This is a genomic window from Noviherbaspirillum agri, from assembly GCF_054780595.1.
The window spans coordinates 1-13542 of record NZ_BAAGWA010000002.1 but is presented as its reverse complement, the minus strand read 5'-3'; the positions used below and the strand labels follow the sequence as shown (position 1 = coordinate 13542).

The following is a 13542-nucleotide window of genomic DNA, read 5'->3' as shown; positions in this document are numbered from 1 at the left end:
GAGTTCGGCGATATTGTGCCGGAAAAGCATCTGGCACGCCGATGGCGGAAATAAAAAAGGCAGCCGAAGCTGCCTTTTTGAAACAGTGCGACAGAATCAGCCTGCTGCCGAGGTCTTGGAACCACGGGTGCCGAACTTCTGGCGGAATTTCTCCACTCGGCCGGCAGTGTCAACGATCTTGTGCTTGCCGGTGTAGAACGGATGCGATTCAGCGGTCACTTCCAGCTTCACCAGCGGATAGTCCTTGCCTTCGAAATTGATGGTTTCGCGGGTCTGGATCGTGGAACGGCTGATGAATTTGAAGTCGTTGGACATGTCCTGAAACACGACTTCGCGATAATCGGGGTGAATGCCTTCTTTCATATTTTCCTCTTGATAGTTTGGTAGCCAATCGGCACTTCGTCGGTCCAACCGCTTCTTGACCCGATTGCCGGTCACTTGCCGGTGAAAACGCAAAATTATACAAGAAAATCAGCGGCTTGCGCCAACGTTGCGATGAACGCAAAAAGGCGCACCGGAGTGCGCCTTTTTCAGCTTTCGCTTGTTGTCGGAAAGTATTAACTACCACCACGTCGCATCAACTCAAAGAACTCGGCATTGTTCTTTGTAGACTTCATCTTGTCGAGGATGAACTCCATCGCTTCGATCTCGTCCATGCCGTACAAGAGCTTGCGCAGGATCCAGATCTTTTGGAGCTGGTCCGGCTTGATCAGCAATTCTTCGCGGCGCGTGCCCGACTTGTTGAGGTTGATTGCCGGATACACACGTTTTTCGGCCAAGCGACGTTCCAGGTGCACTTCCATATTGCCGGTGCCCTTGAATTCTTCGTAAATCACGTCATCCATGCGACTGCCGGTTTCGATCAGTGCAGTCGCAATAATGGTCAGCGATCCGCCTTCTTCCACATTGCGCGCGGCACCGAAGAAGCGCTTCGGACGTTGCAACGCATTTGCATCCACACCGCCGGTCAGCACCTTGCCGGAGGCGGGAATCACGGTGTTGTAAGCACGTGCCAGGCGCGTAATCGAGTCCAGCAGGATCACGACGTCGCGTTTCATTTCGACCAGACGCTTGGCCTTTTCGAGCACCATTTCCGCGACTTGCACATGGCGGGTTGCCGGCTCGTCGAAGGTCGATGCGACGACTTCACCACGTACCGATCGCTGCATTTCGGTCACTTCTTCCGGGCGCTCATCGATCAGCAGGACGATCAGTGTGGTATCCGGATGATTGGTCGTGATTGCATGCGCAATATGCTGCAGCATCACCGATTTACCTGATTTCGGAGATGCAACCAGGAGGCCGCGCTGTCCGCGGCCGATCGGCGCGATCATGTCGATAATGCGGCCGGTGATGTTTTCTTCGCCGCGCATTTCGCGCTCGAGGTGCAGCAGCTTGTTCGGGTGCAGCGGCGTCAGGTTTTCGAACAGGATGCGGTGCTTCGACGCCTCCGGCGGTTCCCCGTTGACCTTGTCGACCTTCACTAATGCAAAGTAGCGTTCTCCATCCTTTGGCGTACGGACTTCGCCTTCGATCGAATCGCCGGTGTGCAGGTTGAAGCGGCGGATTTGCGAGGGCGAAATATAAATGTCATCGGTGGACGCCATGTAGCTCGCATCCGGCGACCGCAGGAAACCGAAGCCGTCCGGCAGTACTTCGAGGGCGCCGTCGCCGAAGATCTGTTCACCGGCCTTGGCGCGTTTCTTCAGGATCGCAAACATCAGTTCCTGCTTGCGCAGGCGGGCGGCGTTGTCGATCTCGAGGCTGATGGCCATGTCGAGCAGTGCAGAAACATGGAGCTGCTTGAGTTCAGATAAATGCATAGTGAGTGTCCCGTGATGGGAATAGTCAGGTGGGGGAGGGAACTACGAGGATGGAAAAAGTGAAATGTAAAAGCGGCGGTACGAGTGCACCGCCGCGCTGCTATTAGATATTGCTGTCAATGAACGAGGTTAGCTGGCCTTTTGCCATTGCGCCGACTTTCTGGGCTGCCGGAACGCCATTCTTGAACAGGATCAGCGTCGGGATGCCGCGGATGCCGAACTTGGCCGGAATCGCCTGGTTGGCGTCGACATCCATTTTCGCGACCTGCAGTTTGCCGTCATATTCCTTGGCAACCTCTTCGAGGATGGGAGCGATCATTTTGCACGGGCCGCACCATTCTGCCCAGAAGTCGACCAGAACAGGCTTGTCGGATTTCAGAACGTCCGAATCAAAGGAGGCATCAGTGATGTATTTAATATTTTCGCTCATGGTTTCCTCTGCGAGAGGGGTATAAAAAGGAATCTGGTTTAAAGCGCCTGCAGACTTGCTAAGTCTTGCTCAATCCTTCGGAAAGGCTGTCCGGGATTGCAGTAAGCAAGTGGAGACGTCGTGCGCGAGTTCAAGGATATTGCGGGGGCGGCAAGACGCAGTGCGGCGGGATGTTGGTAAATCATAACCGATTTTCATGAAAAGTGTAGTCGGCAAGCCTTTTTTTTGCCCCAGCTCGCATAAAATGCCTGACAAATCAGGAACGAACGGCTTTACGCTATATTTCCCTGCCTGAATCATCCCGTCTTTTGAGTCCTCATGCTGCACAGTCCCTTATTGATTCCGCCATCTGCCGCACTCTGGGACGAAGTGGCGCGCGCCATGCTCGAAGCCGGTCCGCTTGAGCGCGCCGACCCGGCCTTGCAGAACTTTTCCGGCGTGCGTGTCGTTGTGCCAAGTTTTACTCATGCTCAACATCTGAAAACGGCGATCTCTTCACAACTGCGCAAGGCATTCATCCCGCCGAGGATCACGACGCTGCCGGCATGGCTGGCAATGCTGCCGCCAGAAGACGCAACATTCACCTCGCACAGCGAGCGCATGATGTCCCTGTATGCGGAGTTGCGGCAGCATCCCTGGCTGAAAAAGCTCTTTTCCGCGCGCCGCAATACCGATCTGCTACCTTTGGCCCAGGTACTGCTGACGCTGTTCGATGAGCTGACAGAGGCGTTGTTGCCTACGATGCAGCTTTCTCCAGGCGCAGCCGAGGAGCGCTGGCAGGCGGCGCTAGAACAGTTACCCCCGCCAGTGCGCACACTACTTTCCGACGAGGCTCAGCTGGTCTGGTCGCTCTGGAAGAGCCAGCTCGGGAAGAATGATCCGGTCGTTACCCGCTTCGCGCAAATGATGCACCTTGCCGAGAGGGCGGACGCTCCATTGATCTGGGTCACTCCAGTAGAGGCGACAGCATTGGAAGCAGCCTTCCTGAAAGCTTATGGGGAACAACAGGAGGTAGTGCCCGTCACGCTCGACTGGCATGCGCCGTCGGTTGTCGGAATCTTTGCCAGCGCCTGGACGGAAATGCTCGATGAGGACGGACGCGACGCCTACTTTGCCCATGCGCCGCTTGACGTCGCCTTGCCAAACGGCTTGTCGCTGCGCGCCGCCGGCAGTCTTGAAGAGGAGGCACAGCACGGCGCGCAAACAGTGATCGACTGGCTCCAAGGGGGCAAGACGCGCGTCGCCATCATCGCCCAGGACCGGGTCGTGGCGCGCCGTATCCGCGCATTGCTGGAGCGCGCGCAGGTATTTGTCGCGGATGAAACTGGCTGGAAGCTCTCCACGACACGCACGGCTGCTGCAATCGCTGCATTGCTCGATGTGGTGGGCACACGCGCCGATACCATCGTCTTGCTCGACTTGCTGAAATCCCCCTTCCTTTGTGCGCATGTGCCTGACAAGGACATGCGCGTGATGGAAATCGAACATGCGCTGCGGCGCTTCAATGTCCTCGGTGGTTGGGAGGCTGCGGAAGCTGCCTTGTCGGACGCGCCGCTTGCCCGTGACTTTTTGCGCCTGGTTGCCGGGCAGGCGAAACTCTTTACCGGACGTAAAACGCTGCCGGAGTGGGGTGCAGTGACCAACGCAGCGCTGGAGGCGCTTGGGATGCGCGCCGCGCTGGAGGCTGACGCTGCCGGTGTGCAGGTCACGAAGCTGCTCGACATGCTGATGCAGGACTGCGACGGAATGTCGCAGCCGTTTTCATTCCCTGAGTGGCGTGCATTCCTCAGCCTGCAACTGGAGTTGACGCCATTCGTGCCGGAAGAGGCTGACCGGCGGGTGGTGATGCTGCAACTGAATGGTGCGCGGTTGCGCAGTTTCGATGCGGTGCTGATGGTCGGCGCGGATGCTGACCATTTACCTTCGCAATCAACCGAAACGCTGTTCTTTGCGAATGCCGTACGGCGAGAGCTCGGCCTGGCAACCCGCGAGACGAGCCAGCGCACGCAGATGCGGGATTTCACAGAGCTCCTGACGGCCAATGCGGAAGTGGTGTTGTCATGGCAGGCACACAAGGATGGCGAGCCCAACCCCGTCAGCACATGGATACAACGACTGCAACTGACGCTCGAGCGAGCGGGGCAGCCGGTAATGCCGGAGCATCGGGTCGACATTGCGTTGCAGTCGCTGCGCCAGGAGTCACTTGCAATGCCTTCGCCGTCGGCACCGCATCTTTTGCCGCGTCGACTCTCCGCGAGCGGTTACAACAGTCTCGTCGCCTGCCCCTATCAATTCTTTGCAACGCGCATGCTGGGACTGGATGGGCTGGACGAGCTGTCCGACATGCCGGAAAAACGTGATTACGGTGATTGGCTCCACGCTATCCTGAAGACGTATCACGAAGCGGTGCGCGACCAGAAAATTGGGTTGGAGCGTCGCGAGAGTCTCCTGCGCGAGATCTCGGAGAAGGTTTTCCGCAAGACGCTGGACCAGAGCGCAGCGGCACTGGGTTATTACGCCCGGTGGCAAAAGGTGATTCCCGCTTATCTCGCATGGGCCAACGAGCGCGAAAGCAAAGGCTGGAAGTTCACATACGGTGAACAATGGTTTGAAAAGACCTTGTCGTGGCCCGGCGGACAGATCACGCTGCACGGCTGTGTCGACCGCATTGACGAAAACGATGCCGGGGAACGCGCGGTGCTTGACTACAAGACCAAGCCACTTCAAGCCTTACGCGACAAGCTGAAGGAAGCCGAAGATCATCAGCTCGCCTTTTATGGTGTGCTCTCCGACTTGCCTGTCACTGCCGGACATTTCGTTGCGCTAGAGGCCAGCCGAGAGCAGACGGGCGATGCCGAAGCGAAGAACTACACCGCATGGCAGCAAATGCTGGAGCAGCAAATCGTGAACAACATTCGCGCAATTGGACAAGGGGCGCCGCTGCCCGCGACGGGCATCGAGGCGATCTGTGTCTATTGCGAAGTGCGCGGGCTGTGCCGTAAGGGAGCGTGGTAATGCAGCAGCTTTCTGCAAGAGCCTACGAGGCGAACGGCGAAGCGGTCGACGCGATGCAATTTACCCGGCTTGCCTGCGACCCGGCCCGTTCGGTCGTCGTCGAGGCCTGCGCGGGCAGCGGCAAGACCTGGCTGCTGGTCGCACGCATGCTGCGCCTGTTGCTCGCGGGTGCCGAGCCTGCCGAAATGCTGGCAATTACGTTCACCCGCAAGGCGGCGCAGGAAATGCGCGAGCGCTTGCTTCACTTGTTGCACGACCTGGCATTGCAGCCGGAAGAGGCTGTCCGCAATCTCTTGCTCGAGCGCGGCATCAGCGAGCAAGAACTGCCACGCATGCTGCCTGCTGCACGCAGGTTGTATGAGCGCGTTCTTGCAAGTTCGCAAGGCCTCTCGATCGATACCTTCCATAGCTGGTTCGCCCGCCTGGTGCAGATCGCCCCTTTGACGTCGGGGGTGCCGCACGGTTATTCCCTCACAGAGTCGGCCGGCGAACTGGCCATGGAGGCATATAGCCGTTTCATGCAGTTGCTGAATGAAGAAGAGGGACGCGACGCAAGGGACGCACTTTCGCTGCTGTATGAAATGGTCGGCGATTCGAACACAAAGAAGCTGCTCAATGCGTTTGTCGACAAGCGTGCGGAATGGTGGGCAGCAACGATGCAAGGCAGTGAAGTGCCACTCGAAGCGCTGCACCAGCTTTGCGGGGAGGATGGCATCGTCGATGCACGGCTCTCATTGTGGGACGATAAGGCGCTGCGCGAACGTTTGTTAAACATGGCAGCACTGCTCGGCCAAGGGGCAAAGCGAAACCAGGAACGCGCCGTTGCTATTGAGAGCGCGATCACGGCTGGTCCCGGGATTGATCAGTTCGAGGCATTGCTCACGCAGTTCCGAGACGACAAAGGCGCACCGAAGGGTAACGACCACCGGCGCGGGAAGCTGCTCGCCGCGATCGAAAAGCAGCATGGTGCGCAGGGTATAACGATCTTCGAAGACGAGTTTTCTGCCCTCGGCGAGGAGCTTCTACTTCTGCAGGCCCGCAGCTATGAACCTCAGGTGCTCGCGCTCAATGAAGCCTTGTTCAAGGCCGGCTCGGCACTGCTGGAGCAGTACCAGGCCGTCAAAGCCGAGCAGCGTGTGTTCGACTTCAGCGATCTCGAATGGCACGCATACCGCCTGCTGACCGACGAGAACCATGCGGCGTATCTGCAAAGCCGGCTGGACGCACGCTACAAGCACATCCTGCTCGACGAATTCCAGGACACCAATCCGCTTCAGTGGAGCATCGTGCGCGCGTGGCTCAATGCCTACGGCGACGACGCGCAAAAACCCAGTGTGTTCGTAGTGGGCGATCCGAAGCAATCAATCTATCGATTCCGCCGGGCCGAGCCCAGGGTGTTTGAAGCTGCCCGCGAAATGCTGGCCGGACTTGGTGCCGATGTGTTGCGCACAAATCAGACGCGACGCAATGCCGCGGCAATTGTCGGGGCACTCAATCAAAGCTTCATCGGAAACCCGATCTTTGCGCCACAGACGACGCTCGGCTCGGAGGGCGGCGTCGTCTGGCGCTTGCCTTTGATCCGCAGCGAGCAGGAAGAAAAGGTGGCAACTGACGGCTTCGCCTTGCGTGATCCGCTGACTACCCCGCGCGAGGAAAAGGAAGACGCACGGCGAGTCGACGAGGGCCGCGCCGTCGCGCAGGCTATATTGAAAGCGATGCGTGAACTGTCCACACGAAATGGACGCGAAGCCGCATGGTCTGATGTGATGCTGCTGGTAAAGAAGCGCAAGTATCTGTCTGCTTATGAAAGTGCGTTGCGTGACGCTGGCATTCCCTTCATTTCAGACAAGCGTGGCGGACTGCTGGAATCGCTGGAAGTCGCCGACCTGATTGCGTTACTGAACTTCCTCATCACACCGGGCGACAATCGTTCGCTTGCCCATGTACTGAAGTCCCCCATCATCGGCGCCGACGACAACGATCTGATTGCGCTCGCGCGCCGCACGGAGCCGACATGGTGGTTGCGGATGCTGGCCAGTGCCGCCGATGGCGCCTCGGCTGCAATTCGGCGTGCCGCCGTCTTGTTGCAGGACTGGCTGGACGTGGCACCCCGCTTGCCGGTGCACGATCTTCTTGACCGCATCCTGCACCAGGGACAGCTTGTTGCGCGTTATGCGCAGGTGGCGCAGCCGGTGGTGCGGGCGCAGGTCCTTGGCAATATTGATGCCTTTACCGAACTGGCATTGAACCTCGATGCGGGGCGTTATCCGAGCCTGCCCAAATTCATTGACGCATTGCGAACGCTAAAGAAGGGGGCCGACAACGAAGCGCCGGACGAAGCCGCCGTGGACGCCTCGGTGGACACGGTTCGTATCCTGACCATCCACAGTGCAAAGGGACTCGAAGCGCCCATCGTCGTACTGGTGGACGCCAATCACAGCGAGCCTGCGCGTGACGACTGTGGCATCCTGTGCGACTGGCCGCAGGACGCGGATGCGCCCACTCACTTCTCGTGTTTCGGCCGAAAACAGGAGCGCGGTGCTGCGCGCGACACGCTATTTGCAGCAGAGGATCGGTTCCGGGAGCAGGAAGACTGGAACCTGCTGTACGTTGCCGCCACACGTGCGAAGGAAATACTCGTCGTCAGCGGCGTTGCGGGGACGCGCGGCGCGCAGGCAGACGGCACGATCGAGGGAAGCTGGTATCACCGGTTGCATGTTGTCCCGGAATTGGAGGGGATAGATGTGGTCGAAACGGCGGTTCGTGCGGCGGAAGCCATTGCGGAATTCAGTATCCCGATATTCAATCCGCCTGTGTTCGGTAATGCGGAACGGGTGCCGGCTGAACTTCACACGACTGCTGTTGACGAAGGTGTTGCACTCCACACCTTGCTGGAGCGATTGACGCAGATGCCGATGTGGCCGGTCAGCGTGCCGGATGCGACGCAGATTGCACGGTGGTTGCGGTGCGCGCCCGACATGGTGGAGACGATACGCGAGCGCGCTTTACAGATTCTCTTCCAGCCAGAGCTGGAGCGTTTCTTTAATCCCGTGCACTTCCATTACGCCTGCAACGAAATGGAAGTGGTTGCCAACAGCGGTGGAAAAGACGTGATGCGTTTCGATCGCACGGTCGTTTTCAGCGACGAGGTTTGGATCCTCGACTACAAGCGCGATCTGCTTGAAAGCGAACGCGCGGCTTATCGTGCGCAGTTGTCCCGCTATAGCCAGGTGGCTCAGCAGGTCTTTCCCGGAAAGGCCGTCCGCGCCGCCTTGATCACGTCGGACGGACAACTATGGGAAATGGACCGGCTTGGCGAGTAAAACGGAAGAAACGACGGCCGTTGCATTGCAGACCGGCAATCAGGAGATGCGCGTGCTCGGCGTTGATCTGTGCTGAATGGTGTGAGACCGGATACATATCTTTGCATCGAATGCGCATCATAAAGTTGCATATCAGCAGGCAGTTATGCCCATATTGCGTTAATACTTTGTCTCGATTCAGACTGAAATAACTGCACTTTATTTATCCGGTCGCGATATCGCTGCACTTAATTTCTTCACGCAGCCCATTAGCTGCTCCCCTCGAATCCACCAGCGCGGACTACGCGACTCCACATCGGTGCGATTACCGAAATCTTCGAATAATTTGTTTTTATTCCGAACCGCTTTCAGTGCGATTACCCGATACGAATGAAAGGAAGTAATCGCATAACCCCGGAATGGTCTCAACACAAAGTGTTCGGCAGAACACGTTCTCATAAACAAAATTCGCGCGTAAAACAATAACTTAACGTTGTTTCGAACGTTTCTGTATGATAAAAATATACAATAAAATCAAACACTTAATGTAGAAATTAAATTGACGCGGATTGCAAGTCGACATTACTATCCGGTTCACAAAGTTATAACCAAGTGTGACTAAAGATGCGTTCGCAGAATGATTTACCACCGCATGCTCATGAAGCCAAATATTCATCGATTGCTCGCTCACTACAAGAGAAGTATGGCCATCTTATTGGCGGCGGCGCATTGGTTAAAGCGTTAGCTTATCCAAACAGTTCTGCTTTTCGGCAGGCCCACTCGAGAGGGACAGTACCGGTTCCGGTATTTGATATCCCAAATCGTCGTGGGAAATTTGCGTACACAGTCGATGTCGCCACATGGCTTGCGAGCTTTGCACGCGACAAAAAGAGAGGTGATAAATGAAGTAGCTGCTACACGAATCGTGAGCGTAAAAAGCTGAAAGGCCTCAGTGCGCTAACACAGAGGCCTTTCTTGATTCTATCCAGTGCTGACCGGATGGAACCATTTTAATGCTTTCCCGCGGGATGTCAACGTCCAACGCGAAAGGCAGGGATAACTTCTGCCTTTCAATTCTGCTGACCCGCAACGCTCCCACCAATCCCTTTTTAAAAGTCTGGCAGCCCCTAATGGAGCAGCGGCCTCCTATCGCCTTTAACGGGAGAAAAAATGGCATGTGTTCTTAAGAGCGCGAGGAACAGTCGTAATTCAAATTCCTTTGATTATTTCAAAGCCGAACCGAATTTATTCGCTTTGACCTTCAAGCGTAAGCGCCGCCGAGTACTTCATCTCGGAGGCTCGTTGTGCTAACGGACCAAGAGCTAATGGAGATGTTTGAGTCATTCAACATCCCGCATACGGGAAGAGCGCGCATAAAAGCGATCCGAAGCGGCTTGCCTGTTCGAATGACAAACGGTGGCTCAAAGAGCGTGAAGGTGCGTTACTGCAGCACGAAAATGGGCTTTGTATTGGATTTGGAGGCCAGCCATACGGAGTATGCGGCTGCAGTCACATGGGAATATGACGACGACACATTTGAATATTATCCACAGCCTACGAAACTGCTGATCCGTTGGCGAGATAAAAAGGGAACATCTCGTGCCTATTACAGTACACCTGATTTTTTCCGCATTAGTCGGAAGGGATTTCAATTCGTGGAGTGCAAGCTAGAAGAGGATCTTCACGAACTGGCCCAAAAACATGCGACGAGATACAGCGTTGATGCCAATGGAAACTGGCGATCGCCACCAGCTGAAGCTGCCGCAGCTGAACTGGGTTGTGAATTCGTATTACGGTCTTCCACGCAAAATAATTGGACTCTGATCGAAAACTACGAGTTTCTACGAGACTATCTAATCGTCCGAAGTAACATCGACGCAGCCGAGCTCAACCGACTTAGAGAAATACTCACGGAGCGAGCGTGGATATCCATCGACGAGTTACTTCATTCGGAAAAAATTAATCCCGATACGTTGTATGCCGCGATTACGCAAAATGAAGTTTACTTTGACCTAACGCGGGACCGTCTGACAGACGTGGAAAGCTCCGGAGTTTTTCGGGATCACGATGCGAGCGTTGCCTATAGGCTGTTTGTTAACTCTCGAGCAGATGATCGATTTTCATGTGCTTCGCTCTCACTTCAACCCGGTGCTAGATTTCAGTGGGACGGGCAGCCGTGGGAAGTCTTAAATACCGGCGATAGAGCGATTGCAGCTAGGTCACTAAATAGCGCCCCAAAACTTGGCCCCTCAATTATTGAGCTACCACATGAACATGTGTCCGGCCTTGCTCGCGCAGGCAAGATCGTGCCTACTCGTACAACGGATGTCTCGCTTACTAATGTGTGGTGCGATCTTTCTCGGTACTCCGCCGAAGAATTACAGATAGCCGTTTGGCGTTACCAAGTGTTGTTTGGTAGCCCTGAAAAAGATAACCCATTACAGTCAAGATCGATTCGCGCGCAAAAGTATTGGTTGGCTGAATGGAAGAAATGTGAGCTAACCAAGGGTTATGGATTCATTGGATTATTCTCGAATCCGGACAAGACGCAGGGTAATAAACAACGCAAGCTTGATCCAGCTGTCATTAACTTGATGCACGAGATCATTGATACAGATTGGCCGGATCCGAGGCAAGCCACTTTGACAAGCCTGTACGGGACTTTGATGTCTCGGTGTGAGGAGAACGGTCTAACTGTGCCTCGTCGGAAAACGTTTATCAAAGAGTTGAATAGACGAAACGACATAGGAAAGCTTAAAGAACGCCTTGGGGCAAGGATGGCATACGAAGAGGAGTCTATTCAGCATTGGTGGATAGAGCAAACGACCCCGGTGCATGGTACGCACGCTTTCCACATCGCTCACATTGATAGCACGCCGCTAGACTTGAAACTTCTCGACAAGTCACTTAGCCGTGTAGTGAAGTCTCTATGGTTAACGTTACTCATCGACGCATTTACAAGAAAAATTCTCGCCTTTTACCTCACGTTCGATAAACCATCGTACCGGAGCAATATGATGGTCATTCGCGACTGCGTAAGGAGACATGGGCGACTACCTCAATTCATAGTCTCCGACCAAGGGCCAGAGTTCGGATCGGTTTACTACGAGACGCTTCTTGCTCGCTTCAAATCCAATAAGAAGGAACGGCCAGCGTCACGTCCAAGGAGCGGATCGCCGATTGAAAGAGTGTTTAACACCACACAGGAAGCCTTTATATACAACCTTCTCGGGAATACGCAAGCGGAGAAAAATTGGAGAAAAGTCTCTTCGTCGGTAAACCCAACCAAGTTTGCAATCTGGACCTATGAGCGTATCCATACACGTCTTGATCAGTACTTCGACAACGTCTATCACAACAACTTTCATACGACGCTCGGATGTACTCCCCAGCAAAAGTATTTGGAAAGCATAGAGCAGTCAGGGCTGCGCTCTCATGTCTTCATACCATACGACAGGGATTTTCTAATCATGACTATGCCTGGGACTAAAAAGGGAGATGCCACAGTTACAAACCGAGGGGTAAAAATTTTGTATCGGTATCACACCTCGCCGGTACTCGCCAGTTTGTCCCTACGGGGTAAATCGTTGCCAGTGAGGTATGACCCATATGACTTGGGAACTGCGATGGTATATGTGAATGGGCGATGGGAAGAAGTAATTTCCGAATACCACTCCATTTTTAAGTCACATACGGAGCGTCAAATCATTATTGCGTCAGAGTTTCTACGCCTCCGTGACAGAGAAGCAGGAAAAAAAAGCGAAATGACGGCACAGCGCCTTGCGGAATTTCTTATGTCTACCAAGGCCGACGAAGTGCTGGATTTACAACGTCTACACGATGGCGAAGCACAGGTGGTCAGAAAAGCATCGGCAGCTCCTTTGGATGCATCGTCTATCGATCAGGATATAAGAAACGATAAAAAGGATTCGGCTGCTAATGCCGAGCTAAAGAAAAAATACGTGCCGAAAATACTGGAGTCATTTGATGAAGAATAATCTTTCTGCAGAAGAGTTAGCAATTGTTGAAGCCTTTGCGAAGAAGAGGGTGATGCACTTGAAGTTAAGAGAACTCATCGAGGAAATGAGTTTCATCGAACTGCCCTCATATAAAGGGAAGGTGATTGTCTTAGTGGGGCCAGCTGGTTCTGGTAAATCGACGGCGCTCAGCTATTTCTTTCGACTATTTAATCAGGAATACTGGGAGGAGATGAAAAGCGATCTCAGTTTCGTACCAGCGATTCAATTGGCAATGCCAACGGGTATAAGCGGCGACTTTGATTGGAGAGACGGCTTTATCCGAATTCTTGAACAGTTTTGTGAACCATTAATCCGCCGAAAAGTAATACCAAAACAGCAGGTTGAACTCGATGGTGATGTGCTCACGAACATTGGCGGTTTAGTACGGTCCGATTTGCGAAGAGCAGTGCGAAACTGTGTGCATCACCGGCGAACAAAAGTTATGTTGCTTGATGAAGCGTCTAGTCTATTTTCATCGTCGTCCAAGGACAAATATCTCTTGCAATTCGAGCTGCTTAAATCCGCTGCTAATGATTTTGGTCTCCCGATGCTTCTTTGCGGTGCATATGACCTTTTAAAGATTCAGGAATTTAATGGCCAGCTGATTCGGCGGACAGAAATTTTTCACTTTTCGAGATATCTGCCAGAGGACCTTTTCGACGGCACAGAATATGGAACATCATTTCACGATGCCGTCGCGTCATTGCTTGAAGCCATTCCACTTCAAAAAGAGGATGGTCTGGTCGATCACGTCGAGTATTTTTTAATGAAAACCGTTGGATGCATTGGAAATTTGAAGGATTGGCTGACACGGGCTCTTGAGGAAGTGACCTGCCCGGTTTTTTCGGACCACGCTAACTTGGGATAGCTCCGGTTGATAAAGTTGTTGCTGCTTTCTTGCTGAACGCTTCCGGGGTTTCGTAGTTCAAGCTGGAATGCGGCCTGACGCGGTT

Annotated in this window: 8 protein-coding genes; 5 read left to right on the top strand and 3 right to left on the bottom strand. The window is 54.2% G+C overall.

All coding sequences use genetic code 11. The features are described from left to right. Positions 1-96: 96 nt before the first annotated feature. The 3 genes from ACYVIA_RS02725 to trxA all read right to left on the bottom strand — a co-directional run bounded on the left by ACYVIA_RS02725 (position 97) and on the right by trxA (position 2253). Positions 97-363, bottom strand: a complete 267-nt coding sequence (locus ACYVIA_RS02725; RefSeq protein ID WP_460837671.1) for a type B 50S ribosomal protein L31 — start codon at positions 361-363, stop codon at positions 97-99. Between the two features lie 194 nt (positions 364-557). Next, on the bottom strand, positions 558-1823 hold the full coding sequence (gene rho / locus ACYVIA_RS02720; RefSeq protein WP_460837670.1) for a transcription termination factor Rho: 1266 nt from the start codon (positions 1821-1823) through the stop codon (positions 558-560). 103 nt (positions 1824-1926) lie between these two features. Next, entirely contained in the window at positions 1927-2253 is a 327-nt protein-coding gene (gene trxA, locus ACYVIA_RS02715) for a thioredoxin TrxA (protein ID WP_460837668.1), read from the bottom strand. Between the two features lie 318 nt (positions 2254-2571). Between trxA and ACYVIA_RS02710 the strand changes: the two genes are divergently transcribed. The 5 genes from ACYVIA_RS02710 to ACYVIA_RS02690 all read left to right on the top strand — a co-directional run bounded on the left by ACYVIA_RS02710 (position 2572) and on the right by ACYVIA_RS02690 (position 13457). Then, on the top strand, positions 2572-5268 hold the full coding sequence (locus ACYVIA_RS02710) for a PD-(D/E)XK nuclease family protein (RefSeq protein WP_460837665.1): 2697 nt from the start codon (positions 2572-2574) through the stop codon (positions 5266-5268). Further along, entirely contained in the window at positions 5268-8591 is a 3324-nt protein-coding gene (locus ACYVIA_RS02705; RefSeq protein ID WP_460837664.1) for a UvrD-helicase domain-containing protein, read from the top strand. Before ACYVIA_RS02710 ends, ACYVIA_RS02705 begins: the two co-directional genes overlap by 1 nt. A gap of 603 nt (positions 8592-9194) precedes the next feature. Further along, on the top strand, positions 9195-9476 hold the full coding sequence (locus ACYVIA_RS02700; protein WP_460837661.1) for a hypothetical protein: 282 nt from the start codon (positions 9195-9197) through the stop codon (positions 9474-9476). 425 nt (positions 9477-9901) lie between these two features. Then, the gene (locus tag ACYVIA_RS02695; protein ID WP_460837659.1) at positions 9902-12568 is read left to right on the top strand and encodes a Mu transposase C-terminal domain-containing protein; all 2667 of its coding nucleotides are present in this window, start codon (positions 9902-9904) and stop codon (positions 12566-12568) included. After that, positions 12558-13457: an ATP-binding protein gene (locus ACYVIA_RS02690; protein ID WP_460837657.1), complete on the top strand. Its 900-nt coding sequence runs from the start codon at positions 12558-12560 to the stop codon at positions 13455-13457. The genes ACYVIA_RS02695 and ACYVIA_RS02690 overlap by 11 nt, the downstream gene beginning before the upstream one ends. Positions 13458-13542: the final 85 nt, after the last annotated feature.